25 protein-coding genes and 1 pseudogene are annotated in these 26,204 nt (G+C 42.7%); 6 read left to right on the forward strand and 20 right to left on the reverse strand.

The features are described 5' to 3' along the window. Positions 1-12: 12 nt before the first annotated feature. From B9A91_RS05880 to B9A91_RS05890, 3 genes are all read right to left on the reverse strand, one after another. A complete protein-coding gene (locus B9A91_RS05880; protein ID WP_084237455.1) occupies positions 13-930 on the reverse strand; it encodes a TlpA family protein disulfide reductase in 918 nt (305 codons plus the stop codon). Positions 931-944: 14 nt separating this feature from the next. Next, complete coding sequence (locus B9A91_RS05885; RefSeq protein ID WP_084239596.1) at positions 945-2,087, reverse strand: FecR family protein; 1,143 nt, start codon at positions 2,085-2,087, stop codon at positions 945-947. A gap of 67 nt (positions 2,088-2,154) precedes the next feature. Next, positions 2,155-2,751 carry an RNA polymerase sigma factor gene (locus B9A91_RS05890; RefSeq protein WP_084237456.1) on the reverse strand — a complete coding sequence of 199 codons (597 nt, stop codon included), beginning with the start codon at positions 2,749-2,751 and terminating at the stop codon, positions 2,155-2,157. A 218-nt stretch (positions 2,752-2,969) separates the two neighbouring features. On the opposite strand from B9A91_RS05890, the pseudogene B9A91_RS05895 reads away from it, so the two are divergent. From B9A91_RS05895 to B9A91_RS05915, 4 genes and pseudogenes are all read left to right on the forward strand, one after another. Further along, positions 2,970-3,317: pseudogene (locus tag B9A91_RS05895) on the forward strand (PD-(D/E)XK nuclease family transposase); the annotation flags it as partial. Between the two features lie 449 nt (positions 3,318-3,766). Continuing rightward, entirely contained in the window at positions 3,767-4,264 is a 498-nt protein-coding gene (locus tag B9A91_RS05905; RefSeq protein WP_144008872.1) for a hypothetical protein, read from the forward strand. Between the two features lie 171 nt (positions 4,265-4,435). Continuing rightward, positions 4,436-5,002, forward strand: a complete 567-nt coding sequence (locus B9A91_RS05910; RefSeq protein WP_084237460.1) for a peptidase M16 family protein — start codon at positions 4,436-4,438, stop codon at positions 5,000-5,002. Positions 5,003-5,284: 282 nt separating this feature from the next. Continuing rightward, positions 5,285-5,584: a RhuM family protein gene (locus tag B9A91_RS05915; RefSeq protein ID WP_084237461.1), complete on the forward strand. Its 300-nt coding sequence runs from the start codon at positions 5,285-5,287 to the stop codon at positions 5,582-5,584. Between the two features lie 119 nt (positions 5,585-5,703). On the opposite strand, the gene B9A91_RS05920 is transcribed toward B9A91_RS05915, so the two are convergent. After that, complete coding sequence (locus tag B9A91_RS05920) at positions 5,704-5,943, reverse strand: DUF1016 N-terminal domain-containing protein (RefSeq protein ID WP_235012562.1); 240 nt, start codon at positions 5,941-5,943, stop codon at positions 5,704-5,706. Positions 5,944-6,057: 114 nt separating this feature from the next. Between B9A91_RS05920 and B9A91_RS05925 the strand changes: the two genes are divergently transcribed. Further along, positions 6,058-6,966: an Rpn family recombination-promoting nuclease/putative transposase gene (locus B9A91_RS05925; RefSeq protein ID WP_084237463.1), complete on the forward strand. Its 909-nt coding sequence runs from the start codon at positions 6,058-6,060 to the stop codon at positions 6,964-6,966. Positions 6,967-7,076: 110 nt separating this feature from the next. On the opposite strand, the gene B9A91_RS05930 is transcribed toward B9A91_RS05925, so the two are convergent. From B9A91_RS05930 to B9A91_RS05945, 3 genes are all read right to left on the reverse strand, one after another. Beyond that, on the reverse strand, positions 7,077-7,280 hold the full coding sequence (locus B9A91_RS05930) for a hypothetical protein (protein WP_144008873.1): 204 nt from the start codon (positions 7,278-7,280) through the stop codon (positions 7,077-7,079). Between the two features lie 315 nt (positions 7,281-7,595). Next, positions 7,596-8,081: a hypothetical protein gene (locus tag B9A91_RS05935; protein ID WP_144008874.1), complete on the reverse strand. Its 486-nt coding sequence runs from the start codon at positions 8,079-8,081 to the stop codon at positions 7,596-7,598. A 355-nt stretch (positions 8,082-8,436) separates the two neighbouring features. After that, positions 8,437-8,796, reverse strand: a complete 360-nt coding sequence (locus B9A91_RS05945; RefSeq protein WP_084237467.1) for a DUF1801 domain-containing protein — start codon at positions 8,794-8,796, stop codon at positions 8,437-8,439. 264 nt (positions 8,797-9,060) lie between these two features. Here B9A91_RS05945 and xth point away from each other — a divergent pair, with 264 nt between their 5' ends. Next, complete coding sequence (gene xth / locus B9A91_RS05950) at positions 9,061-9,855, forward strand: exodeoxyribonuclease III (protein ID WP_084237468.1); 795 nt, start codon at positions 9,061-9,063, stop codon at positions 9,853-9,855. Here xth and B9A91_RS05955 read toward each other — a convergent pair. The 13 genes from B9A91_RS05955 to B9A91_RS06015 all read right to left on the reverse strand — a co-directional run bounded on the left by B9A91_RS05955 (position 9,852) and on the right by B9A91_RS06015 (position 26,204). Further along, positions 9,852-10,550, reverse strand: a complete 699-nt coding sequence (locus tag B9A91_RS05955; protein ID WP_084237469.1) for a zinc metallopeptidase — start codon at positions 10,548-10,550, stop codon at positions 9,852-9,854. The genes xth and B9A91_RS05955 overlap by 4 nt on opposite strands. 275 nt (positions 10,551-10,825) lie before the next feature. Further along, positions 10,826-11,548: an AAA family ATPase gene (locus B9A91_RS05960; protein ID WP_084237470.1), complete on the reverse strand. Its 723-nt coding sequence runs from the start codon at positions 11,546-11,548 to the stop codon at positions 10,826-10,828. Positions 11,549-11,640: 92 nt separating this feature from the next. Beyond that, positions 11,641-12,141 carry a protein-disulfide reductase DsbD domain-containing protein gene (locus B9A91_RS05965; protein ID WP_084237471.1) on the reverse strand — a complete coding sequence of 167 codons (501 nt, stop codon included), beginning with the start codon at positions 12,139-12,141 and terminating at the stop codon, positions 11,641-11,643. Further along, positions 12,141-13,646, reverse strand: coding sequence for a hypothetical protein (locus tag B9A91_RS05970; RefSeq protein WP_084237472.1), 1,506 nt, complete (start codon positions 13,644-13,646; stop codon positions 12,141-12,143). The genes B9A91_RS05965 and B9A91_RS05970 overlap by 1 nt, the downstream gene beginning before the upstream one ends. Before the next feature lie 10 nt (positions 13,647-13,656). After that, complete coding sequence (locus B9A91_RS05975; RefSeq protein WP_084237473.1) at positions 13,657-14,832, reverse strand: TlpA disulfide reductase family protein; 1,176 nt, start codon at positions 14,830-14,832, stop codon at positions 13,657-13,659. Positions 14,833-14,834: 2 nt separating this feature from the next. After that, the gene (locus B9A91_RS05980; RefSeq protein ID WP_084237474.1) at positions 14,835-16,034 is read right to left on the reverse strand and encodes a TlpA disulfide reductase family protein; all 1,200 of its coding nucleotides are present in this window, start codon (positions 16,032-16,034) and stop codon (positions 14,835-14,837) included. A 51-nt stretch (positions 16,035-16,085) separates the two neighbouring features. Then, entirely contained in the window at positions 16,086-17,522 is a 1,437-nt protein-coding gene (locus tag B9A91_RS05985; RefSeq protein ID WP_084237475.1) for a RagB/SusD family nutrient uptake outer membrane protein, read from the reverse strand. A gap of 33 nt (positions 17,523-17,555) precedes the next feature. Next, entirely contained in the window at positions 17,556-21,056 is a 3,501-nt protein-coding gene (locus B9A91_RS05990) for a TonB-dependent receptor (RefSeq protein WP_235012468.1), read from the reverse strand. A gap of 152 nt (positions 21,057-21,208) precedes the next feature. Then, complete coding sequence (locus tag B9A91_RS05995; RefSeq protein WP_084237476.1) at positions 21,209-22,303, reverse strand: FecR family protein; 1,095 nt, start codon at positions 22,301-22,303, stop codon at positions 21,209-21,211. A gap of 87 nt (positions 22,304-22,390) precedes the next feature. Next, a complete protein-coding gene (locus tag B9A91_RS06000) occupies positions 22,391-22,969 on the reverse strand; it encodes an RNA polymerase sigma factor (protein ID WP_084237477.1) in 579 nt (192 codons plus the stop codon). 255 nt (positions 22,970-23,224) lie between these two features. Beyond that, positions 23,225-24,439 (reverse strand): TlpA disulfide reductase family protein, encoded by a 1,215-nt coding sequence (locus tag B9A91_RS06005; protein ID WP_084237478.1) that lies wholly within the window; start codon positions 24,437-24,439, stop codon positions 23,225-23,227. Positions 24,440-24,596: 157 nt separating this feature from the next. Next, positions 24,597-25,049, reverse strand: coding sequence for a protein-disulfide reductase DsbD domain-containing protein (locus B9A91_RS06010; RefSeq protein ID WP_084237479.1), 453 nt, complete (start codon positions 25,047-25,049; stop codon positions 24,597-24,599). 63 nt (positions 25,050-25,112) lie between these two features. Further along, positions 25,113-26,204, reverse strand: a complete 1,092-nt coding sequence (locus tag B9A91_RS06015) for a TlpA disulfide reductase family protein (RefSeq protein ID WP_084237480.1) — start codon at positions 26,202-26,204, stop codon at positions 25,113-25,115.

Here is a 26,204-nt window from a genome sequence, read left to right on the forward strand (position 1 = left end):
CTTGCGCAACATTTAATTAAACAGATCTGCCAGTTTGGTTTCCAGTTCCTTACCGTGTAAATCCCTAGCTATAATATTGCCTCTCTGGTCAATCAGCAGGTTTCTGGGAATGGCAACGATATTGTATTTTTTACTGATGGGCGATTCAAAACCCTTCAGATCACTCAGATTTGTCCAGGTGTAGCCGTCTGCCTGGCTTGCTTTCTTCCAGGCTTTAACATCAGTATCCAAGGAAACGGCAATAACATCAAAGCCTTTAGATTTATAGCTATTGTATATCGGGATCAATTCACGACCCTGCGCCCTACATGGGGCACACCAGCTGGCCCAAAAGTCAATAAATGTATATTTGCTTCTTGAGGTAATGTCCTTTGACGAAACGGTCTTCCCATCCATATCAGCCATATTGAAATCTTCATACGTGAAAGACATGATTTGACTAGACGAACTGGAAGAATCTTCGTTTTTAACGACGGCAGCATCCTTTCCCAAATTATCCAATTCCAGTGTAAAGTCTTTTTTCGATGGTGGAAGACACATTTGATTTGTACAGGCCATGTACTTTATAGTAAAAGCTAAGGTGGTCTTCCTTTCAGACTTCAGTTTGAGTGTCTGCGTGAAGGTTGCCCCTTTTGCGTAATACGCCAGGCTTTCCCCATTTTTCTGTTCATCGCCATGCTCTTGCGGCTCTCCAACATATTCTACATTGTCATCCTCCTTAAACAAAATCTCTGTTGGCATTCCCATACCCCCCGCGGCTCCCTGAGGGTAAATGTGATAGGGCTCCTGAACAGTAGCGTGCAATTTGACCTGATAAGTTAACGGCGCAATTTTTTTACTGCTAAAATTCCAGGAAACCGGATGGCTCTCCTGAGAAAAGCTTGATTTAGCCACCAGAAATATGATTATAAAAAAAACAAATCGTTTCATATTATTCTATTTAATTATCGCATTACATAAATTTTTCTGCCTTCTACCCGGAATTTTACCAGGCCAGACGATTCTATGGACTTAAGCACCGCCGATAAAGGTTTATCCCTTGAGATCCACCCTCCCGATTCCATATTATCCGGCACACTCTCATCGTAAATGATATCCATGTCATACCATCTCGCAATTTTTCTCATGGCTGTTTTAAACTCGATGTGGTTCAGGTAGAAGTCGCCATTTTTCCAGTCTACCACATTATCTACATCGGTTTGCCGCACAGCAATAACACCTGAATTGTTTATTGCCTGCTCACCGGGTTTTATAATTTTATGCTTACTTCCGGCCTTAATCTTCACGGAGCCTTCCAGCAGCGTTGTGGTTATGCCCGGTTCATCCTTATAACTATTGACATTAAAATGCGTACCCAGTACTTCGATTTCCTGGCCATTGCTTTCCACAACAAAAGGACGTGACTTATCCTTTGCCACCTCAAAATATGCTTCACCATTAAGTGTCACCCTACGTTGTCCTCCCCTGGTTAACCTGGCAGTATAAGTCAAGCTTGATGCAGCGTTAAGCCATACCTTTGTCCCATCAGTCAAAGTAATCTGATAAGTACCGCCACGGGGTGTGCTCAGCGTCATACTTCTTTCACCTGCGTGTAGAGAACGGTCATGTTGCAACAAAGCTGTACCATCATTATAACTTAATTTATCATCATCTACAAGCACCCCGCTCTTTGCATCGCTTAGCACAATTGATTTGCCGTTGGCAAGGGTTAATGTTGCTGTGTTTTTGCCTGGGAGAATGTCGTTTTTAACAATCTGAGATCCTGAAAGGGCATCAGGATAACGAAGCGCTTTAAAGAATATCAGACCAATTACGATCACTGCTACAGCAGCAGCCGCGGCTACTATTCTTGGCCATAAACTTATCCGCTTAGCCTTACCCGAACGTATCCTCAATATCAGTTCTTCATAATTTGTACTAAGCAGGCCGTCCAACCGATCAGAATGCTCATCCTTCCCCTCATCAAAATGACTTTTAATTGCAGCATCACTGTAAGCCCGCTCTAAAAGACTTCTCTCTTCCAAGGTTGCTGTTCCGGAAAAATACTTATCGATCAATTGATCTAAATACTCATTTGAATTCTCCATATCTGTCCCCATATCTACAAGATACCTGAGAATAACTTAGGGGGACATTTTTTGTAGAAATATTTTTTTAGGGCTTTTGATGGATCACTGCAATCAGCATCAAGGAGATTTCGGCAGCACTACCCAGTTTAAGCTTAAGCTGCTTCAGTGCACGATGAATCTGCTTCTTTACAGCTTCTTCGGTCATATTCAACCGGGCCGCAATTTCCTTATTGCTTAGAAATTCTTTGCGGCTAAGTTCAAAAACCTGTTTCATTTTTTTTGGCAACGCTTCGATTTCCCTATCAATCAGGGCTATCAATTCCTTCTCATCGATTGTTTCAACGGTGGTATGGTCCAAGCCGTCCAATTGTGCTGCAATCAGATTGACGAAATCAAGATTCACCTTTCGTCTCCTGATCAGTTTAAAAATGCGGTTCCTCAAAGCAACATACAAATAACCTTTTAAGTTAGTCTTTACCTCTATCAGAGAGGCCTTTTCCCAAAAAGCAAAAAAAACTTCCTGGATCAGATCTTTGGCTTCATCTTCCTCTCCTAAGATTTTAAAGGCATGCAAATAAAGCATATGGGCATGTCGCCGGTAAATTTCTGTAAAGGCAAGCTCATCCCTCTCTTTCAATAAGATAATCAGCTCCTGGTCAGAAAGTGCGGTATAAGTAGCCATTGTGGTTATCCTTCTACTAATTTAGTTCCTAATTAAATATAATCAATTTACCGGCAATTGTCAGGGCTTAGTCTGTACTGCAATATCACTACAAAGTTATGCACTATTCTTTGACCAACAGTCCAACATTCAGAAAATATTTGAGGCAGTGCTTTTCCAACCTCTGGGCCGCACCTTTATAGTATTCCACTAGGTCCAGGCGAAATTTTTTATTTTACACCGCAAACCTTGTACAGGGGCATGGCAAATCCGTTGAAGCCAATTGGGACTACAAGCTCCCTGAAGTTTACTTTGTTGCCGTAATGGACTTTGTATTGGGTGAAAGTCCAAACGAACACTACATACACGACGTGCGGCTGGTAGACATGCGTACTAAAAAGCAGTTTTATGACAAGCTTGGGTACATTTATATTGAATTGCCAAAGTTTACCAAAACGCTTGACGAGTTGGGAACAAACGAAGACAAGTGGCTGTGCTGCTTAAGACACATGACAGAGTTTGACGAAATACCTGTATCTTTGAGTAACAACTCAACATTCAGAAAACTATTTGATTGGCAGAAGTAACGAATTTGAAAGACAAGGAATAATTTACAACCATTAATTATTACGGCCGTAATTGCCAACCTGTTAACCTTGTTATTATATGTAATTAACGCTAATCAACCAGTTGGGAACTGGCAAGGACTGTTTTTTCTGTACCTGGAAATGCCGCTGGTATGGCTTGCTGCACTCATAAATACGATTGTTTTTGCGATAAGACGTCGGAAAACTATATTTTAAAAGAGTTTCCTTTTTACAAGGCCACCAAATTTTCTTTGCTTCATATACCCAAACACCCAGCCAAAACAAACTATGTTTTCTTTTACACCCCAGTTTCCGGACAGCTTCCTGTTTTGCACAGAGTTCTTCCATATCTAGAGTCACGGCTGTAAGTTTGCTTTATTCAAAACAAGCCATAATGCCAGATATAAATAGCCGTAAACAGGGAAGCCGATACGATAAAATCTTGAGAGATGATATACATGGGAAGTGCCAAAGCTATAGTACCTCACAAAATTAACCTACCAAACTTCAAGTACCAATACGGTTTAATCAACTTTAAAGAACTCCCTTGCGATCTGTTTTTATCTTCAAATGAGCCGGAAGAACAGATACTTGCAATTTTAGCAAACAAAGGGAATAAAACTTCAGCAGAAATTGTTAAGTCAATACTGCAAAAAATCATGGCTGTCAGTCCTGACTGCTCAACCGAGAATAAATACTACCAGCAATTGCGTGTAATTATGCAATTGCGTAAATTTGACAACGAAACAGAACAAGCTATGCTAGACGTAAATTCATTTTGGAAATTAGAACGTGACCCTTTTTATAAAAGAGGAAGACAAGTAGCCGAAGCTAAAGCCTTGGAAGAGAAAAGGGCCATTGCCCGTAATCTAAAAAACAAAGGAATTGATCTGGCTATCATTGCAGAAGCCACTGGCCTTACAATGAAACAAATCCAGGCGCTTTAAAACCGCATCCTAATACCACACCTTTGCAAGACTCCGTAAGATCGAGGTTAACCAATTCTTCAGGCCGGTTCCTATTCCAGCTCAGTTCAAAGGAAAGGCTTGGTCGATTTTAATGGCCGAAACGCCCTGGAGTATTTTAGATAATAGTGTGGCTACGCCCAAACCTCGACCATGAAAAACCCGGTTAGTTATACCTTAAAAAACGGCACTACAATTATTGTAGCGCACAACGAAGCCACACCTAAAGTATTTGCAAACCTTAGCTTTGAGGCAGCTAATGTTTACACACCTGCAAAAGCTACGGTTCAGGAAGTATTCAACACTTTATTAAATCAGCAGTTGACCGCTTTAGATGCCGGATTAAGCTACAGCCATAAAGGCATTAACCTGGCTACCTACAGCGACGACTTTGAAACTGCTTTGCAAAGCATGTATGCTTGTATCAATGCGCCAGCATTTGACCAGGAAGACCTGGCGAAAGCCAAAGCAAGTGTAATGGAGCATTTAAAAGCACAGGATAAATATTTCCCTGAGGCTGTAAATGAAAACAGCATTGCTAAATTAACCCTGGCTGATGTAAATGCCTATTATGCTGAAATCAATAATCCTGCGCAAATAGTACTAACCATTGCCGGTAATGTTACTCCTGCAGTAGCCAAAAACTTTGCAAAAAAAGCAATTGAACAGCAAAAACCTATGGCCGACATCAGTAAAAACTATCTGGTTTCTAACAATTAGAAATAAATAATACCACACAAACATTAGGTTAAACAAGGGTCCCGCGGCAAATGCCGCGGGACCCTTGTTTATGGAAAAGCATTGCCACGTAAACCGCTAAAAACAATATATTAGGGACCAATAGTTTATTCTTTCCTTTCCTGCCGTCCTTTGCGAACGATATATAGTTTCGGAAGCCCCACAAACTGTAAAAAAGCTCAAAATTTTAATTTTTTTATTACCAGCGAATATTGTTTTTTGTAGATAATTCCGTCTTGAAATAATCTTTTAAAAAAATCAATTATGCAAACGGAACAAATTATCATTTATCAAGCCGGGGATGGCACCACAACTATTGATGTAACACTGGAAAACGAAACCGTGTGGCTTACACAAAAATTAATGTCTGAATTATTCGAAAAAGATTCCGATACAATTGGACTTCATATCAAAAATATTCTGGTTGAAGGAGAGTTAGAAGAAAAATCAACTACCGAGGTTTTCTCGGTAGTTCAAAATGAAGGGAAAAGGAATGTTAAAAGGAATTTAAAATTCTATAATTTGGATATGATCTTATCAGTTGGTTACTGTATATTTCGGTAAAAGTAACACCCTGATTAAAGCTCGGAATCCAGCAGACTGGACGACCATCTTTCCAGTTTGCACATTTCTATGTAGAAGTCTCGTTTTAAAGGTTCATCGATAAACGAGATTATTCTAATTTATGTCCAACTTAATTGTGGACGCACTGCGTCCACAATCTGGCGCTCAGGAAATGTTTTTGCAAAACGAGTAAATTTTCTAAGCTGATCTACTCCCCAGCCCTTTCCGTATTCCTCAGTCAACTGCTTCGCCAATGTTGCAACAACCTGCTTCCCATATGCCGCCCGCTCATTTCCCAAAATCTCTTCATTAATCCTCCTCTCCAAATTTTCTTTGCTTTGCCCAGGCACAACCACCACCAAAACAAACTATATTTTCTTTTACCCCACCATTTCCGGACAGTTTCCTGAAGTGAACACAGTTCTTTCAACTTAAAAAATACCTGTTTAGGTTTGTGGTATAAAACCCAAACTATGCAACAAGAAACCAGCGTAAGCACCACAACAACTACAACTGAAGAAGTTACTTCCAGGTACATAGATTTTAAACTCGATTTTTCCTTCCATCATTTTTTTGCAAAAGAAGGCCATCTTGACCTTTTGAGAGACTTTTTAAACAGCGTGTTTGAAGGCCGTAAAGTGATTAAACAGGTAAGGTTAGGAAAAACCGAACGTAAAGGCGATCAGAAGCAAAACAGAAAAACCGTATTTGATGTGTATTGCACCGGCGATAACAATGAAGACTTTATCGTAGAAATGCAAAAAGGTAATCAGGAACATTTCAAAGACCGCATCTTATTTTACACCGCAAATCTTGTACAGGGGCATGGCAAATCCGTTGAAGCCAATTGGGATTATAAACTCCCCGAGGTTTACTTTGTTGCCGTAATGGACTTTGTATTGGATGAAAGCCCAAACGAACACCACATACACGACGTGCGGCTGGTAGAGATGCGTACCAAAAAGCAGTTTTACGACAAGCTTGGGTACATTTATATTGAATTGCCAAAGTTTACCAAAACGCTGGACGAGCTGGAAACAAACGAAGACAAATGGCTATACTGCTTAAGACACATGACAGAATTTGAGGAAATACCTGTATCTTTGAGTAATAACTCAACATTCAAAAAACTATTTGAAGTGGCAGAAGTAACGAATTTGACCCCCGAAGAAATGGATGCTTATCAGCGGGAGCTGAAAAGAAAACGTGACAATTATAGTCACGAACAGTATATTCTTGGAAAGGGTATTGAACAGGGCTTGGAGCAAGGAAAACACGAGCAGGCTGTTGAAATGGCACGTGAAATGATTGCCAATGGCGAACCAATCGAAAAGGTCATTAAGTACACCAAACTGTCAAAAGAAGAAATCGAATCCCTTTAGCATCCCCTTTACAACCTGTACCGGTGCTTAACGTTCCGGACAATGGATGGAAAACAAATTTGTTATGACAGGAAAGTTATCATTGAGTAGCCGCCATAATGGTTTTACGGCTATGCATACAACTGGCAATAGTTCTGTAACTGGTATTCATCAGCAGCCGCAACCACAGCTGGGAGGGGGTTTGGCCCCGCAAGGCTCCCTATAGATAAAAATTGGTTTAAGGTTTTAACGCCGTTAAAAAACAGGTTGTACTTTTTCATCTCTCTTTTGATCATGTCATGGTCCGTTTCCCTCACAATCCAGGCATACATCATACCTGCGCTAATTATTGCGAGGACAAAATCTACAGCAACAACAGGAACAAGAGGGTCTCCCGCTGGGTAAGATAGTACACATTACTACCCTAGCCCCCAAAGCTGGCGAATAGCCTGGATACTTGCATCATTTATATAACGGATAAGAAATCTAATTATAACGCTTTACAAAAGTCAAGTCAAATACAACAAATGTCAAGACAAAGTTGACAAACCGCATTATTAACCTTATATTTGTAATGCAGTTTTGCATTTATCATAATGCCCACTGGGGCAGGTTGAGAGTATTCTCACAGGAAGTGCAAGACTGTTTTTTTATATATACCCATCTGTTCTTAATTCACTCGACTTTCCAGGATCAAATAATCTGTCAACAGTATAATGCTGCTCGTTGTCATATAAGTCAATGATCAAAGTATATTTGTCAATTAAAGCTTTATAAAACCGGCTTTCACCCCTTAGTATATTCCGCTGCAGGGCCCATAACAAATAGTCAACAATACTTAGTTCAGGGGTTTCTTTACTTAAAACAATCTCACAGTTATAGGCTATTTTAAGCGGGGCAGCACGCTTTTCATTATCACTATGGAGTGCCTTTTCAATAGATTCCTTTAATTTATGCTGTGAACTCTTGTGTCTTGCCGAAAGTAAAATCCCTCCATTTATGATCCCGCATTCAAAGCTTACCGGGAAACCAATAATGCCAACTGGCCCAAAGTTCCGTTGCTGGCCTTTCTTTTCAGAGGGGACCCGGGAGCAGAACAAGCCATCAGGCAACAAAAGTATTATGGTCTTTCTCAATTTGCTGAATTAATAAAGTTTAGTAAGGAGAATTTTAGTGATGATTTTTTGTACCATTAAATTCGGTATAACATTATGATAAAATATCTGGTCATTAGGATAACCATTATTGCTTCAGTTATACTGTTGTTGTATTATGGTGCGCATTTTGTTTTGCCACAAAGGTATAACGACGGTCAATTCAGTTTTGTAGGCGAGTTGGATGCATTTTTAAGATTGGCCACAATTTTTTTGATGCTCTGCCTGATATTCTTCGGTTTTGAGACCTACCGGTTCCATAGGATGAAGAATTATAAAATCTTTTCCGCCTGAAACTGGCCGAATGACTTGACTTGAGGCTTTTTGAGGTGCAATTTTAACTTTTATCCATCAATTGCATCCACTGCCTAACTACTGTTTGCAGTTCATCACTTTTTGTTTCTACTTCTGCCATACTTCTAAATTTAGCATAGGCTTTGCCTTTTGACGCCGGTTCAAGTACCTCTCCGGCTCCCAGCCCCTCTGCTTTATGAAACACCAGCACTGCAGCGTCTTTAACGCGTGGGCCAAAAGTGGCCATATCTCCTTTGTAATAAAAACTCGGACCGCCCCATTTCACGTCTTCTGTAATTTCAGGACTTACTTTCATAATCACATCGCGCAGCGCAGCCATTTCTTTTTTTAACGGGTGATCCAGTTTTTCCAGGAACTCGTCTACTTTCTTTTTATTGCTCATAGTAACTTGTTTAATCTACTGAAAACAAATATCCTGTTTTTTCGGCCCCAGGCATAGGGGCAAAAACGACAATTAATAGGCTGATTACGACTTTCATAGAATTTTTGGTAACAAGCTACTCTCCTCTAATCTGCAGGTTTATCAGAACACTTTCTGCCGGCAATTGTTACCTCAATACAAAAATAACTGTAGAGAACCAGGCAAAAGGCCAATAACCATAAAGCATAAGCCCCGCCTTTTTACATTCATCTGTTTACATTTAAAATGAAAATTGCCAGTTACAATATCAATGGAATCAATGCACGCCTGGATAATTTGCTGCGCTGGTTGGCCGAGGCAAAGCCCGACGTGGTTTGCCTTCAGGAGCTTAAAGCACCAGATGACCGTTTTCCCTGGAAGGCACTGTTAGCAGCTGGATACCACTCTATCTGGCATGGCCAAAAGAGCTGGAACGGCGTAGCCATTTTATCAAGCTACGGAGAAATCCAGGAAACCCGGCGCGGACTGGACGGCGACCCAAATGATCTGCACAGCCGCTATATAGAAGCATTTATTAACGGGATAGTAATTGGCTGTTTATATTTGCCTAATGGCAACCCGTTTCCAGGCCCTAAGTTCGATTACAAGCTTAAATGGATAAAACGCCTTACCAAACATGCAAAAAAATTAAATGGTTTTGATTTGCCTGTAGCCCTGGTTGGCGACTATAACATTATGCCAACAGAACTGGATACCTACAAACCCGAAAAATATATAGACAATGCCCTGTTTCGGCCCGAGGCCAGAAAACTTTGGCAGATACTCCTAAGCCAGGGCTGGACGGATGCTTTCCGGAAAATGTACCCTGAACAGCGGATCTATACTTTCTGGGACTACCTCAGAAACGCCTATCAACGCGATGCAGGTTTACGGCTGGATCATTTTCTGCTTAACCACAAGTTAGCAGACAAACTGCAATCGGCCACAGTTGAAAAGCATGTCAGGGGCTGGGCGCATTCCAGTGACCATGCTCCTGTATGGATAGAAATCAGTGAGGCCCGTGCCCCGCATCCCAGTTAATCGCGATCTCTGCTATTAACAAAAAGCAGAATATAATACAGCAAAGTAGCAACCGAACTGATGGCTGCAACTACATAGGTTCGTGCCGCCCATTTGAGGGCATCTGCAGCTTTATCGTGTTCAGCAGAGGTAGTCATCTGGTTATTCTCCAGCCATTTCAACGCCCTGTTACTGGCATCGTATTCAACAGGTAGCGTAATGATGGTAAACAAAGTGGTCACTGCAAATAAAAGGATTCCGATCAGCAAAACAGTAGGATTGGATCTGCCGATCATAAACCCCAAACCAGCCAGTATTACCCATTGTGAAAGTTGCGAGCTGATATTGACCACAGGAACAATAGCGCTTCGGAATTTAAGCATTGGATAGGATACGGCATGCTGTACAGCATGGCCACATTCATGTGCAGCAACAGCAGCAGCGGCCACACTTCTTCCTTCATACACATCCGGGCTTAGGTTAACTGTTTTATCCTGCGGATTGTAATGATCACTCAGATGCCCGGGCGTGGAGATCACATTAACATCATTAATGCCATTATCAGAAAGCATTTTCTGGGCAATTTCCCGGCCGCTTAATCCATTCCTTAAACCAATCTGGCTATATTCATTGAACTTACTTTTAAGACGGCTGCTTACAATAAGGCCCACTACAAACATGACACCCGCTATCAGATAATATCCAATTAGTCCCATCTCTTTTTATTGTTTAATCAGTAATATAACCAATAACAATTTCAGGGGCGGTTTTGTTGATCTTTTAATTCCTTTGATGGAAAGCACAATCATCCTGCATCGGGCAAATGGGGGTTTGATCAAGGCCTGCTCAAGGTTTTATTGGTTAAAAGTACCTTCTGCCCCACAAAGCTTCCCACAAGGCCTTGAGCAGGCCTTGAGCTGGTTATATGGTCATCGCAAATTCTACACTTCTATGCAATCTATCTTTCATGCTGTACAAAAGGCGTATTTGCTCATGCTTCTACGCCTTTTTCCTTTTCCTCTAATTCTTTAATCAATGCTCCTTTTACTAAAGTAAATGTATGGTCCCTGGCTTCCGCGTAGGAAATGTTGTATTTACGCTCTATATTTTGCAATTCTTCCGGAAAACGGGATAAAAGCCTATCATAGTAGGCATCCAAGATTTCGGATGTGGGCATTTCAAAGTTTATGCGCAGCTGAAACCGTCTTAATAATGCGGCATCAATAATTTCTGGATGATTGGTAGCACATAACAACAGGGCATTTTCCGGGTAATAATCGATCAACTGGATCAGGGTATTCACCAACCTTCTCATTTCGCCAACGTCTTTATCGTCGCTGCCCCTCGCCTTTCCGATCTGGTCAAATTCATCCAGGAACAAAACGGCTTTTTCCCTGGCAGCCTGATCAAATACCTGCTTGATGCTTTGTGAAGTTTCGCCAATCCTTGAGCAAACCACATTACTTAAATTAAGTATCAGGATGTTTTTCCCCAATGCATTTGCAATGGCCTTTGCACTCATCGTTTTACCGCACCCCGAGCTGCCCTGAAGTAGTATTTTATTGTTTACGGGTAGTCCGTACCGGCTTAACTCTTCAATATAGGCATGTTCCTTAACCAGCTGCACAAACTTTTTCCTGTTGCTTTCCTCCAGGATGATATCATTTAAAGTAACCTTCTCCTTATCGTTGATTACAAGGTCGTATATGTTCATTTCCTTCTATCTATTACTGAACAAAGTTACCGTAACTTTTGATGACTACGGTAGACCAGTTTTAGCAAAAACATGGGGCCAGATGTCACATCTCATAGATTTGGCAGATCAAATACCTTTTCAACAGGGGGCAGGCATTGGCGCAGGTCGCAGGTCTGGTAATACAGACCTGTCTGAATTGTTCCTGTTGTTTTCGTCTTGCGGAACAGCTTATGTATAAACACTGCTTCGTTTTCATAAATCAGCACACCAGGATCGTTCGCAGAGGGAGAAGGCTTACTCGTCCCCCATTTCCCTACTGGTTCCAGGCCTTCGGGAAGCCTTAAGATATGCTCAATAGGGATATAAGGCATAGTAGAAGGTACATATTGGTAAATATGCCAGCCAGCGGCCATTTTTACTTTAACAATTACTGCCATGCTGTCCTGCTCAGCCAGGAGTTTAGCATTCAGCGTAACCGGAACCTCCTGGTCGGGCACCGTGCATTCCAGCTCCTGCACCGCTGCTGCTATTTTTTTATCAAAGGCCGACTGTGCATTTGCGCACAGCCCCGCCAGTGAGAAGATGATTAAAAATCCGATCAGCTTTTTCATTAACTGTAAGTATTGATCATAAACCTATAGCCATTTGTTTCCGAGAAGAACAGTCTGCTCCTGTTCTTTGAAAGCCAGCTTCCCCACTGCTTTGCTGTAGCAAAATTTTCGCCCGTGTATTTTTTTAGTACCCTTAGTGCCAGCTCACTTTTTTCGCCTTTTTTGAGCATCGCAACACAGGCATCCAGAAGCTTGAGGCTATGATTGGAGATGCCGATCTGTTGTACATCCTCATCAATTGAATAACTGAAAAAAGCTTCAGGGTCGCAATAGATATAACCAAGATTGTCATTCATATACTTCTGGAATGCCGCTGCATCTGTACCAAATTTAGCCGCGTATTTTCCCATTGCACGTTTCAGAAACACGTCCCATGAATCTATTTCCTGCTGGCCACCGATATACTGCAGGGATTCCTCCTCTTCTCGCGTTAACTGTTGGCCTGCTGCTTTTTTATCGGTAAGACGTTGGTTTTCTTTTGCATTTGCTTCATTAAAAGACTTTATCTGGGCCACATATTCATCGTAGCTTTCTCTTGAAGTGTGGCTTATAATTTCCTTTACATCGTTAGTAGTGGCCATGCGGTCATTATATTTTTTGGCAATTGGCGTTCTGCCATTAAACTGCTTCATATAAGCCACTGCATTCACAAATACTTTCTTTGCCTCCTCAGTCATATCGGCCGGTGATGCACCAAACCCCCACAAAAAGAAGTTACCATGCCTGCCCAGGGCAACTGCACCAACATCTTTTTGGCATACTCCACTTGAGATCATTTCTGCATCTGGTGATTCTGTAAACCTGTTTCCACGAGATACCAGGCCTATACGTGCTCCGGTACCATCCAGATAGCCCTCTTTTTGCACTCTCCACATTGGTATTTCTTTTGGAATACCAACTCCAGTGGTATAATGAAATACCCCATCCGGTGTTTTTTTGTTTTGCAGGGTTGGCACTACCTTTTCCAGGGGGCCTTTAAAGATGGCGTGGTTTGCATTCAGGTGATGTGCATCCGCATCCAGACAAAGGCATAGCCAGTCTAGTTTAAGCCCTATCCTGCGCCCCATTTCATCAGCGGTGCTCGCCATAAAAATAACCGGTTTAGAAAAATTATCGGGCAGGTAGCGGGCAGATATGTACTTCATGTTTCCCTTTTCATCTTTTTCCTGTTTTGCAGGTTCTAAAGGTGTGGTTGCAAAATCGAAAATGGTTACATCATAGGGTTCCGAGTCAGCGGGTTTCCAATCGCGGCAGTCCACGGCTTTTACCTCCGCAAAATATTGCCCCAGCAATGCCTTAAAAGCGGGCATACGCAAGGGATATTCAGCCTTGAATTCCTTTTCGGTCATCATTCCAGGGTACGACCTTTTGGCTTCCGGCATGGGCTTGGCCGGGTCGTAGCCTACAAAGAGTACTTTTACCGGGCTTTGCGAGCGCTGCTGTGCGTAGAGTGGCACCGCACATACCAGCAGGGCCAGCAAGAGGATATTGAATTTTATGTTCATCTTTTTATAACTATTTAAAAACTGTGGCTAACTTGTTGTCTATATCTTTTTCGGTTATCGTATGCACCAATATCTTTCCTTCCTTATCCAGCAATACATAACAAGGTAAGGACGGTGTCTGGTACAATGTGCCTACCCTGGCAGGCATATTTTTAACGGGGAATTCATCACAAACCTGGATCCATGGCATCCGCTCCTGGTCAAGCGCCTTAAACCAGTCCTTCCATCTGCTGTCATTTGAAACACTTACCATCTCGAGACCTTTATCCTTATATTTCTGGTATACTTGTTTCCAGTGGGGGATGGCTTCCCTGCAGGGTTTACACCAACTGGCCCAAAAATCGATCATAACGTACTTGCCTTTCAAAGAAGACAATGTAAATGACGTGCTGTCCCTTTTCAGCAAAGTAAAATCGGGTGCCAGACTGCCCGGGGCAACACGCTTGCGCATCTCCAGCTGCCTGGCGAGGCCCGCATAATAAACCGAAGCTTTAGCGGTCGATTCAAATTTAGCCAGCATCGATTCTATTTCGGATACAGTCATGCCAGGTTCAAACTGGTAATAATTGCTGAACATATATACCCCTGCTACCGAAGTAGGGTTCTTTGCCACAAAATCATTTATGTAATTCCATTGCCAGGCCTTATACAATTTGCTGATGGAATCTGCTTGTGCACGTTGTGCCTCATAATCTGCAGCTTTTGCTTTGTTGAGTTCGGCAAATACTGACTTAAATTTCAACTGCTGAGGGTCATTTTCAAATTTCTGGTATTCATCCTGGGTTCTGGAACCGCTAACCTTAAACTTCGTCAGGTTTGCGCCCTTATCCATACCATAAGCGGTGTAATCGTAGTGCTCGGCACCGGTGGTATCGCCATCAACCGTAATTTTCCCATTCTCTACAAACAGCCGCACCGCCCAGTTTCCCGGGGTAATCAGTAAAGTCATGAGTTCGGGGCCCTGAACCTTACCTTTAAGTTCAAAAGTCCCGTTCTTGAACAGCACACTATCAATTACCTTCGAGGTCCTGTTGCTATCCATATAACTGACCAATTTGATCATCCCCTCATTTATTCCCCTTATGCTGCCGGTAATTACATAGTCTTTTGCATTTTTTTGGTTGCAGCTGCCTGCAATAATGAGCATCAGGCCCATTAAAAAATTAATTTTTGTGCTGGTTTTCATAGCTATTGGTTAAAGATTTCTGCCAGTTTTTTGTCCATTGCCTCATCATTCTCACCGCCGCCCCCGTAACGGCCAATGATAGTACCTTCTTTATCGATAAGGATTTTGGTTGGAAGGGTATGTATGGCATAGGAATCGCTCAGATCTGCAGAGCGGTCAAAGCTATTGCCTACCTGTTTCAGCCCCCTGAGTACGTGTTTCCATACGCCTATCCCGTCTTTTTCTACTGCTTTTTTCCAGGCTTCAGGGTTGCCGTCGTCGTCTGATACGCCCACAATTTCCAGGCCTTTATCTTTGTATTTGCTGTATAAGGATAGCAAATGCGGATTGCCTTTTCGGCATGGCACGCACCAGCTTGCCCAGAAGTCTAAAAGCAGGTATTTTTTGCCTTTATAATCGGCCAGGTTCAGGGACTGTCCGTTGATATCGGTTGCAGAGAAAAGATTGGCCTTTGCCCCAGGTGAACCTCCTTCAAGGTTTTTGATTTCTTTGGCAAATTCCTGTCCGTACTTGCTTTGCTTTATACGTTCAGAAAGGCCTGCATAAATGGCTTTTGATTCGTCAAGAGACATTGAGGATGCCCTCCAGCGCAACATCGATGCAGTATAGTAAGAATCGGGATGAGATTTGATAAACTCCATATCAATTTCCCCCAGCTGCTCGCGGAAAGGGTCCATTTTGTCTTTGGCAGTGTTTGCCGCTTCCTTCAATGCTTCCTGCTCTGCTTCTGGTTTACCAGCTTTTTTTGCTGTGCTGTAGGCAATATTGGCTTTATCATATTCCGCTGATAACTTTCTCATCTGGTCCATTACCGGCTTTTGACGCAATTCTAACGCAGCGTATTCATCATGGGTTTTAGAGCCCTTCAATTTCAGGTTCCTGAAATCACCCGCGGTCAGTTCCAGGCTTAGTTTTCCGGATTCCAGGAACAGCATCCCCCGGTTCGGATCGTCCATCATCCTGCCAGCCTTTTCACTTTCGATAGAGGCCATAACCGGCTCCAGGGCTGTACCTTTGAACACAAAAGTGCCGTTCTTAACCAGTGTACTGTCCATCTGGTACTTGCCACCAGATTCGTAGGCAAGTTTAAGCTTGCCGGTTTGCATACCTTTTATTTTGCCTTGTAAAACAAATGTGCCCTGCTGGGCCATAACAGGTAGTATTCCTGTGAATAAAAGGCAGGTTAATAAGTATTTTTTCATAGTTTTTTAATAGGCGCAGCACATATGCGTGCTGCGCTGGTAAACAATTGGTTAATTGGCGTTATATCCTGTATTCTGCTCACCAAACTGAGGATTGTAAACAAACTCCGTTTGCGGAACCGGTATGATATATTGGATCTGACTGGTAATGGTTGGTTTAAGTGCTTTAACAGTGTCAAAAGGCAGGCGAAGCAAGGCCATCCACTCACTGCCATCCTCAGCCACCATGCTTCTTGATGTTTCCTTATAGATTTCTACCAAAAGTGCAGCAGGTGTGCCAGCAGTGGTCACTGCGATATATGGCGCATTCGTAGCGGTTAGCCCCCCTTTTTGCTGAATGGTATGCACCAGCGTCCTGGCATCCGTAAGGTTTCCGCCCGAGCGTACAATGGCTTCTGCTTTCAGCAGGTAAACCTCTGTGAGTCGCAGCACATAATCGGTTTCTGTTAAGGCTGTAGGGCTTGAGCCCACGGCCACATATTTGGTAAAAAAGGTGGTATTGGGTGAATACTGCTGATAAGGTGTTGCCGGGCCGATGATCCAGCCTTGGCGCGGATCATCTGTATACAAATTCTTTAGTGCCAGGGTGGCAACATATAGAGATGACGCGGAAGGCCAGTATTGCCTGGTTTTACTGTAGGGGTCTGATGCCTGCAATGCCTGGGGCTTTATGCCAAGGATAACCTCTTTGCTGGCCAGGCCGGCTACACGGAAAAGGTTTTGCTGACTGGCTTCCAGTTCATAAGCAGGGTTCTGCATGATCTGATCGGCCAGCTGGATCACTGATGCATAATCACCGCTTTGTCCGCGGTTAATCAGCACCCGCATTTTCAAAGCCATGGCGGCCCATTTGGTGGCATAATGGTTTGGATTGCTGGCCGGGCCGTTGGCAATCGCTTCATCCAGATCTGCCAGGATAAAATCATAACTCTCCTTTACTGTACTGCGCTTTTTAAGGATATTGGTCAGTGTCGACAACTCATCGCGTAGCAAAACACCCTGCGTACTGTTTATCTTGTACCATTCTGCATAATAGCTCAGTATTTTAAAATGAGCATAAGCCCTTATAAACTTGGCTTCGGCCAGGATCTCCTTTTTCCGGTTACCGCTGAAAGCATTATCCGACAGGGCATTTACACCCGCAATTACGCCATTTGCAGCGTTCAGTGCACGGTAAGATTCATTCCAGAAAGTTCCGCTGGCTCCTTTAGTTATATTTAGTTCTTCGCCAAAAGACCCGAAGCCATAGCCAATATATCCTGCAAATTCAGCCGGAAGGATCTGGTGCATCTGCCACCCGGTTTTGATGTTTGTTGCGTTGGCAAAATTATAATAGGCACCGTTTAAAGCAATCTGAGAGGTAGCTTGATCAATAATGGTATTGCCTTCCACCTTTGCATTTTTAGGCGGTGCGCTCAGCTCTTTTTCACAGCCATAACCAGTAGTAATGATTATCGCAACTGCCAGTATTTTATATAATGTTTTCATGTCTGTTTATTTCTATTTGTACTAATTTATGTGCTACAAGCCTACCCTCAGGCCAATGCTGATCTGCCTTACGAACGGATACCCCCCTGCATCGCTGTAACCACCTATAAGGCTATAAGGGTCATTACTTACCTCAGGGTCTACACCAGGGTAGTTGGTGATCGTTAGTAAATTGGTTCCGGATACATAAGCAGACACGCTATTGATTTTGAGTTTGTCTGTCAGGCTTTTCGGAAGCTGGTAGGCCAATGTTACCGACTTCAGCTTCAGGAAAGAAGCATCGTACACATTGTCGCTGGCTGCATAAGCATAAGAACTCTCACCCATAATCAGCCTTGGCCTGGTAGCAGTTGGGTTTTCCGGTGTCCAGCGGTCCAGGATACGGATACCTTTATTTGTTCTCTGGCTCACATCACGGTTTTGGATGTCGGCAAGGTAATAGATGTCGTTCCCGTACGAGAAGGTAGCCAGTGTAGTGAGGCTGAAGTTCTTATAGCTTAGCCTATTGGTATAGCCGCCGTAGTACTTGGGCTCTGCCCGGCCAATGATATCATCTTTAAAATAAGTAAATCCCTGATAGCCCATATAATTTTCAACTACCTCATAGCTGGCATCACCAATGCCCAGGTAAGGATAATATGAAGGACTTAATGCACTATAAGCATCAACTTCCTCCTGCGTAGTTAAAATCTTTTTAAACACCCTTCCATACAGCAGGCCTACAGGTTCGCCTACTTTCAATACGGTATTTCCAAAACGGTAAACGCCCGGGTTTGCCGGATCCTCAATATCATTGTTCAGTGCAAGTACTTTAGAACGGTTGCCTGCGATGTTAAAGGTACCCGACCACTGGAAATTTTTATTGCGGATAAAATCTGCACCTATGGTTAACTCCAGTCCCCTGTTACGAATCTTCGCAATGTTGGCAGTTACCTGGTCAAAACCGGAGGTTCCCGCAACAGATGTCGGGAACAAAATCCCCGAAGTGGTCTTTTCATAGTAGCCGATCTCTCCGCGTAAGCGTGAGTTGAAGAGTTCAAATTCGAGGCCTGCATCTTTCTGCAAGGTCGATTCCCATTTCAGCCGCTGGTTACCCAATTGTGTTGGCGAAAGTCCATTAAGGCCTGCATAAGATACCGGTGAATAAAGGGTATAAAACAGGTTGTCGGCAATGTTTTGTGTGCCGGTGTACCCCATACTGCCCCTCAGCTTAAGCTCGTTAACCCACTTCACATTTTTCATGAAGCTTTCCTGGGAAATGCGCCAGCCCAGGCCTCCTGAAGGGAAATAACCTACACGGTTGGCCTTTGGAAATTTGGACGAAGCATCAGACCTACCGGTAAAAGTAACCATGTATTTGTCCATGAAGCTGTAATTTGCCCTCAGGTAAAAACTCAGCAGTGAACTCTGATCGGAAGTACCGGTTGAAGGCAGCGTTACAGCTGCAGAGGAAAGGTTGTTCAGATAAGTATCGTCGGGGAAGCCCTGCCCGCTGGCCGAAAAAGCATTTTGTTTGGTAATCTGCCAATCGGTACCCAATATTACGTCCAGGCTATGCTTGTCGTTAAATTCTTTCTTCCAGGTCAGCATGTTCTGGATGAAGGTATTTACCTGTTCTGTTTGGGCCTGGGTAGCTGTTCCATTGCCCGAGCTGCCCGAACCATTGGGCGTAGCTACAGACACGGTACTTGGTACATAGTTCGTTTGACGGTAGTTGTTGTAATTCACAGCTACCGAACTTCTGAAAGTAAGCCCTTTCGTGATATCATATTCCCCCGCAAGGCTTCCAATGGCAAAAATTGTATTAGAGCGGTTGATGCCCTTTGTAAGCAGCAAGGGGTTTTGAAAACCCTGGTAAGCATAGGCGCCCAGGTCAGCCGGATCAAGGATTTTGATGCTTCCATCGGCATTATAAGGATCGAACGTTGGAGGTGCAAAAAGCGCCTGTGTGTACAATCCATTAGTGATGTTATTGGTCATGAAACCATAATCCATATTGGTATTGATGCGGAACCTGCTGCTGATCTCGTTATCCAGGCTTACTTTACCGGCAATACGCCGGAAATCGGTACCCAAAACCGTTCCTTCATTTCTATTGTAGCTCAATGAAGTGTAGTAACGCGTGCCGGTGCCACCTCCCCTTACCGAAAGGTCTGCATTCTGCGTGATGCCGGTACGTGTTACCAGGTCCATAAAATCGGTATTTGCCGTACCGAAGAAATTAGGATCTGTAAGGATTTGTGTAGCCACACCGTCCGGAGCCTGGCCGGCGATACCCCTCACGTCATTCAGGTTTTTAGCTGCTTCTTTGATAATTGTGATGTACTGGTCCCTGTCCAACACCTTCTCGTTCTGTACCAGACTGAAACCATTGTACACATTGGCTTCAAAAGTAGGTTTCTGATTGATCATCCCCTTTTTCGTAGTAATGATTACCACACCATTAGCGCCTCTTGATCCGTAAATCGCTGTCGCAGATGCATCCTTTAATATCGTTATCGACTCAATGTCGTTGATGTTCAAGCCACCCAAGCTGTTAAGCCCTCGTGCAAAAGACCCCGCCACAGTTGTATTCGGATCGTCTTGTCCACCCCGGTCAACCGGACTTACAATATCAGAAGCAGTTTGCTGGAACCGGTTTTGCACCTGTACCTGCACTCCATCTATAATGTACAAAGGATCGTTTCCACCGATAAGCGAGGTTCCGCCCCTCACCCTGATCTTGGCCACACCGCCCGGTGAGCCATCGGCCTGTACTACCTGTACCCCGGCAGCCTTACCACTCAGTGCCTGGTCTATTGTTGCAAAAGGCACATCTCTTACCTCGTTGATATTTACCGTAGCAACAGATCCTGTAAGGTCTTTCTTTTTCATAGTTCCGTAACCTACCACTACAGTTTCTTCGAGCTTGTTCTGGCTCATCTGCATCACCACCACCATCGTTGGGCTGGCTGTCATCTCTCGGGTAACATAACCTACGTATGAGAATACCAGCACCGCATTATCTGGTACAGAAAGATTAAAAAAGCCCTGTTCATTAGATGAAGTTGACCTTGTAGAAGTCCCTTTCAGTTTAATACTCACACCTGCCATCGCTTTACCGTTTTCATCCACCACGCGGCCACGAACATCAACAGCAGAAAAAGCATTCTTAAGTTTATCCAGAAAGGAAGGCTCTTTTTTTGAAACCACTACAGATTTTTTAATAACCTGGTATTCAAACGGCTGCCCCTCAAACACCTGCTCAAGCACCTCAGTTAACAGGGCGTTCTTTACATTTATATTTACAGGTCTGGCATTTCTTAAATTGGTTGTTGTGAAAAGAAAATCGTAGCCGCTTTGCTTTCTGATCTCATCAAAAATGGCTTTAATAGGTGCATTTTTCTCTGAGAGCGTAATTCTTTGTCCATAGGTAGCTGCATTAACCTGCAGAATAGCTGTGATCAGGAATAAAGTGGTCCACTTCATAATCAACAGAATTTTGGTCACATAGCGCACAGGCTCTGTAACCCTTTTGGTGTAAAATTTGTACATTTGTTAGAATGGTTTAAATGGCAGGCCTTCATTTTCGAAGATGTACGGGCATGCCGCTTGGTTGATAACTTAGGTTGTTGATATTGAAACCAGTAATCTTTATCCCGGTTCACAGGCCGGGATATTTTTTTCTGGAGTTCTTCTTGTAGAAATTAATTCATTACGGTGACCCTCCTTCCTTCAATTTTAAAACGAACGGCTCCGGTGCCTTCCAGCATAATCAATACGTCACTGATGTTTGTAAACCGGGATATGGCCCCGGTAAACCCTTCCCTGCTAATTTCCCCCTCATAATTGACATCAATATCGTACCAGCGGCTGATTGTTGACATCACCTCAGTAATCTTCTCATCGTTGAAATAAAAATATCCCTTTTTCCAGGAAACTGCGGCTTCTAAATCGGCTGAGCCTACATTCAACTGCCCCGGTGTCAATACCGACTGCTGCCCCGGTTTCAGGATCACTTTATTATTTTTTCCAGTCACCATCAGGCTTCCTTCCAATAGTGTAGTTTTAATCGCTTTATTCTCCTGATAACTATTGATGTTAAAGTGCGTTCCCAACACCCTGGCCTCCTGTCCATCTACATTTACTATAAATGGGTGCAGTTTGTCTTTAGCTACTTCAAAATATCCCTCACCCGACAATTCTACCCTCCGTTCAGTTAAGTGGCCAAAGCTACGGGGAAACCGTAAGTAAGACGCAGAATTTAACCATACTCGGGTACCATCAGACAGAACAATTTGAAATTGTCCGCCCCTTGGTGTGCTTACATTCATATTTTCACGTCCTATCATGGAAGAATCACCAATCTGCACTTTAGTCCCGTCGTTATACACCAATTTAGCAGCTTCAACAACAATGCCCGTTTTTGCATCGTTAAGATTGATTACTTTACCATCGGCAGTTGTTAATATTGCTGTGTTCTTACCTGGGGAAATATCGTTCGCATACCGAACACTCGTTCCAGGTTTTTTCATGAGGTAAAAGCCAAAAACAGCTGCTGTTAGTGTGGCTGCAATACCTGAAATTTTTAACCATAGTGCAAACTTTCCGGCAAGAGGTGTTTTGTTTTTCTGAATGCCGGCCCATATTTCTTCAGATGCTGCGGATAGCTGTGTCTCAGAAACCTCATTTCCTTCTTGCTGATTAAGCTGATGCAGCCAATATTTGGCCATAGCCTCCTCTTCGGCACTCAGCTTTTCCTTATTGAGCTTACTTAATATATCTTTGATGTCTTTTTTCATTTCCTGTTGATGCAACTATACCTGCATTTAAAACAAAGACGATTGTGAAAAAGGGATTAGGTACAGCAGCAGGAAAAAAATTCTCTCTTAACGCCCCAGGAGATATAAAAGCCAGACTACAATACCCAGTTTAGTTCTAAGGTGTTTCGAAGCTCTTTTAAGCTGGGTAGAAACGGTATGTTCTGAGATTTCCAGCTGGCTGGCAATTTCTTTTGTGCTTAGAAAGGCTTTGTTTTTAAGTTCAAATATCTCTCTCATCTTTGGTGGCATGGCCGCAATTTCCCTGGCAATCAGCCCTGCAATATCCTTTTCCCTGATCAGATAATCAGTTTCTGTACTATCTATTTCTATAAAGTGCTGACCACTTTCAATGTATTTATGTACGATATTTTTATGCTTAAAAATATCAAAAACCCGGTTGAGCACCATTTTGTATAAATAGCCGGCCAGGGTAGTTTTCAATTCAAAATTCTTTCTTTGGTTCCATAGCCAGGTAAAAACTTCCTGAACCAAATCTTTGGTGTCCTCATCATCTTTGAGCTTCCTGTAGGCGTACAGATACAGCAACCTGTGGTAACGCTCATAAATTTCAGCAAAGGCCGCTTCATTCCCTTCTTTCAATAAAGCAACCAGTTCCAGATCATTATGTGTGCTGTAAATGTTCATTCAGTAGCTATGTTCATCCCCCTATTAAACTCTTCCAGTTAAAGGTACTTTTTTTTTGACAGTCAAAAACACTTTGAGGTTTAAATGCCAATAATAGGGAATTATTTTTATTACTAGGAGACAGCCACTCAATAATCTTTCGCAGACGACAAAATCTTAGCCCTATTAAAAAGATAGCCGGATAAATCTATTATCCGGCCCATTCTTTGATCAGATACTGGCCACCAGCAACTCATCATATTTTACGTTTGTTTATTATTTGAAGATTTGGCTCAACATCATATCCAGTTCAGTGTCATCCGCAAACTGATGCACAATTTTACCCTCTTTATCAATCAGGATCTTGGTAGGATAGCCCCCAACTTCGTATAAACTGGAAAGATCTATATTCCCGCCCTTGTCATTTTGCTTACCCCTGTTTCTGAGCACCTGCGGCCAAAGCCCAATCCCATCATCTTTGATTGCTTTTTTCCAGCCAGCAATGTTATTGTCATCGTCAGAAATGCCAATAAACTCCAGTCCCTGATCTTTGTACTTCTTGTAAACAGCAATCAAATGCGGGTTGCCAGCACGGCATGGGCCGCACCAGGTTGCCCAGAAATCGAGCAATACGTATTTACCTTTGAAATCGCTCAACTTAACCGGTTTACCATTGGCATCCGTCACCGCAAAATCAGGGGCTATAACCCCGTCGGTTATCTTTTTCACATTAAACAGCTGCTTGTCCCATTCTTTGCCTATGGCGCTTTTCTTTAGCTTATCGTCAAAGCCTGCATACATGCTTTTTAGGGCTTCCTCGCTCAAAATACCTGAATTAAGGGCATTGTAGGCTGTAAAATAAGTGTTAGGGTATTTTTTAAATGCTATTTTCAATTTTTCATTGCGTGCTGCAATATAAGGGGCTGCAGCGGCTCCCATTCTTTTGTAAAGATTTTCATAGTAGGCCACAGAGTCTTTGTTCACCACATCTGCCTTACGTATTTGCGACATCCGCATAGAAGCATAGTTCAACGAGTCGTAAATGCTGGAAAGGTCAAACCAAAAGGCTTTATTTTCAGCCTCCACTACAGTCATGATGTCGTTGTTGGGACTTCCCTTCGCCTCTATCTGTTTTCCTCCTTCATACAGCTTTACCTTTATTTTACCGGGCTCAATAAACACATTAAAATATTGGCTAAACATTTTTTTCTTATTTTCAACGATGAGTGTACCAAGCGAAACCATTTTTGCCTTTCCTTTAAAGAAAAAACTTCCATCAGGGTTTTGTGCACTGTCTAGCAATACGCCTCCATATCTATCTCCCGATAGCAGGATTTTTTCCGAACCGGGAAACTTTCCGGAAATTTCATAATCAAAATTCTGTACTCCTTTTACAGTTGTTTGCAAGCCCTTTACCTTTGCCTGCTGTCCAAAAGTTGCTCCGGCTATACAAAGTATAGCAGCAGTAGTTAATGTTTTTAATAGTCTCATTGTTTTTTATGTTTTTTGTTAGTAAGGCAAATCGGCCTTATACAAGAAAGACAACCCAAAGCAGGTTAAAGACTACAAGAAACCTAAAAAAGGTTTTGAGATCTGCAAAAAAAAGGCCGGATAAATCTTTATCCGGCCTTTTTTCAAACTTTCGCTTTTACGATTTAATGGTTACGCTAAATTGTACATCCTTAGGTGGTATACAACTGGTGTCATCGCAAGCACCAAAATTAACACTTCCCTTAACTGTGGTCTGGTTTTTAGATTTCAGCTTTACCTTTTGCTGAAAAACAGCTTTGTTTTCAAAATATTTCACCTGCATATTGAACATCTTTTCAAATTTTGCAATTGGTTTAGATTCGAGGGTTTTTCCAACGAGTGCATACTGAGCCGAAGGGGCAAAAGTAAATACTGTTTTGGTAGGGCCTCCATCGGCAATATCCTGCGAATACAAGTGCCAGCCCTCTTCAATAGTTGCTTTAAGGTACACAACAGCTTCTGTTGCGCTTACTTTTTTTGCTGCATAGCTCCATTTTACCGGATCTACCATTTGGGCCTTTACCAACTGTACCGAGGTTAGCAGCAGTAGGGCCATAATCAGTTTTTTCATTTGTTTTTATTGTTTATTATTTAGCTAAAATAACGATTTTTTGTTATGCATAGTATCATTCTGTTACTTCAACTTTTCTTCAAGTAAAGTCTCTAGCTCTTGCTCCGACAGGTTTCGTGCAATGATTACGCCGTTCGGATCAACAAGGACTGTGGCCGGGATACTGCTTACCCCAAAAGCACGGGAAATCTCGTTGTCCCATCCTTTCAGGTCTGATATATGATTCCAGGTAAGACCGTCTTTCCTGATGGCCTCCGTCCATTTAGCCTTATCGTTCTTATCTAAAGAAATCCCCAGAACGGTAAAGTTTTTAGATTTATAATGATTATAAAGCTTTACCATACCCGGATTAGCGGCACGACAGGGTACACACCAGGATGCCCAGAAATCAATCAGCAAATACTTGCCTTTAAAATCTCTTAATGACACCAGATTGCCCAGCGTGTCAGCCTGCTTCATTGCCGGAACCATTTTCCCAACTGCGGTGTTTCTCTGCCCTACCATAGAGGGCGTTATGAATTTAAAAAACGAGTTATCTGCCAGCAGGTTAGAATCCAGGCTGCTGTACAACTTCACCTCAGTAGCCATATCCAAACGATTTGACCATAACAAAAAGGGAGAAACCCCGGAGCCTGGATGCTGTTCAATGAATTTAGTTGCCAGCACCTCGCTTTTCTTGTTCAGCGCATTGTTTTTCTCTTTAAGTACTACTGCGGCTGCCGATTCCTTGTCCAGCGATCGCAATTTCGTATAGTTTTCCCTGATTTCAGTTTCCAAAGCACCTAAAGTCTGACGATATTGATTGTATTGTTCAATTTGCTTACCACCTGATAGTTTTGTTGACTTCAAATCATTGGCATCTGCTTCAATACTGACTGACTCGTTGTAAAGTACAAACTGAATTTGCTTCTGTGGTTCGATGGCTAAACTGGCAAAATAGGGAGAGCGCAATGCTTTCCCTTTATAACTGAATTTCCCTTTTTGAACAGGTATGGTGATGGCCTCGGGTGCACCCATATGATCTTTAGTGATATTGAGTTGCACAGATGGTCCACTAAAATTTTTGATGTTGCCATGTAGTGTAAATTCCTGCGCCATGGCACTGAAGCCACCAAGCAGTAGAAAGCTTAATACGATTTTGATTAACTGTTTCAT

This window comes from Pedobacter africanus, assembly GCF_900176535.1.
Classification (GTDB): Bacteria; Bacteroidota; Bacteroidia; order Sphingobacteriales; family Sphingobacteriaceae; genus Pedobacter; species Pedobacter africanus.

Bases quoted from the DNA above. Each gene is read 5' to 3' on its own strand.
- B9A91_RS05960 (WP_084237470.1), bottom strand. From the start codon at position 11,548: ATGAACATATACGACCTTGTAATCAACGATAAGGAGAAGGTTACTTTA.
- xth (WP_084237468.1), top strand. From the start codon at position 9,061: ATGAAAATTGCCAGTTACAATATCAATGGAATCAATGCACGCCTGGAT.
- B9A91_RS05905 (WP_144008872.1), top strand. From the start codon at position 3,767: ATGATATACATGGGAAGTGCCAAAGCTATAGTACCTCACAAAATTAAC.
- B9A91_RS05890 (WP_084237456.1), bottom strand. From the start codon at position 2,751: ATGGCTACTTATACCGCACTTTCTGACCAGGAGCTGATTATCTTATTG.
- B9A91_RS06005 (WP_084237478.1), bottom strand. From the start codon at position 24,439: ATGAGACTATTAAAAACATTAACTACTGCTGCTATACTTTGTATAGCC.
- B9A91_RS05925 (WP_084237463.1), top strand. From the start codon at position 6,058: ATGCAACAAGAAACCAGCGTAAGCACCACAACAACTACAACTGAAGAA.
- B9A91_RS06015 (WP_084237480.1), bottom strand. From the start codon at position 26,204: ATGAAACAGTTAATCAAAATCGTATTAAGCTTTCTACTGCTTGGTGGC.
- B9A91_RS05910 (WP_084237460.1), top strand. From the start codon at position 4,436: ATGAAAAACCCGGTTAGTTATACCTTAAAAAACGGCACTACAATTATT.
- B9A91_RS05880 (WP_084237455.1), bottom strand. From the start codon at position 930: ATGAAACGATTTGTTTTTTTTATAATCATATTTCTGGTGGCTAAATCA.
- B9A91_RS05915 (WP_084237461.1), top strand. From the start codon at position 5,285: ATGCAAACGGAACAAATTATCATTTATCAAGCCGGGGATGGCACCACA.
- B9A91_RS05990 (WP_235012468.1), bottom strand. From the start codon at position 21,056: ATGTACAAATTTTACACCAAAAGGGTTACAGAGCCTGTGCGCTATGTG.
- B9A91_RS05975 (WP_084237473.1), bottom strand. From the start codon at position 14,832: ATGAAAACCAGCACAAAAATTAATTTTTTAATGGGCCTGATGCTCATT.
- B9A91_RS05965 (WP_084237471.1), bottom strand. From the start codon at position 12,141: ATGAAAAAGCTGATCGGATTTTTAATCATCTTCTCACTGGCGGGGCTG.
- B9A91_RS06010 (WP_084237479.1), bottom strand. From the start codon at position 25,049: ATGAAAAAACTGATTATGGCCCTACTGCTGCTAACCTCGGTACAGTTG.
- B9A91_RS05885 (WP_084239596.1), bottom strand. From the start codon at position 2,087: ATGGAGAATTCAAATGAGTATTTAGATCAATTGATCGATAAGTATTTT.
- B9A91_RS05995 (WP_084237476.1), bottom strand. From the start codon at position 22,303: ATGAAAAAAGACATCAAAGATATATTAAGTAAGCTCAATAAGGAAAAG.
- B9A91_RS05985 (WP_084237475.1), bottom strand. From the start codon at position 17,522: ATGAAAACATTATATAAAATACTGGCAGTTGCGATAATCATTACTACT.
- B9A91_RS05955 (WP_084237469.1), bottom strand. From the start codon at position 10,550: ATGGGACTAATTGGATATTATCTGATAGCGGGTGTCATGTTTGTAGTG.
- B9A91_RS05945 (WP_084237467.1), bottom strand. From the start codon at position 8,796: ATGAGCAATAAAAAGAAAGTAGACGAGTTCCTGGAAAAACTGGATCAC.
- B9A91_RS05930 (WP_144008873.1), bottom strand. From the start codon at position 7,280: ATGATGTATGCCTGGATTGTGAGGGAAACGGACCATGACATGATCAAA.
- B9A91_RS06000 (WP_084237477.1), bottom strand. From the start codon at position 22,969: ATGAACATTTACAGCACACATAATGATCTGGAACTGGTTGCTTTATTG.
- B9A91_RS05980 (WP_084237474.1), bottom strand. From the start codon at position 16,034: ATGAAAAAATACTTATTAACCTGCCTTTTATTCACAGGAATACTACCT.
- B9A91_RS05970 (WP_084237472.1), bottom strand. From the start codon at position 13,646: ATGAACATAAAATTCAATATCCTCTTGCTGGCCCTGCTGGTATGTGCG.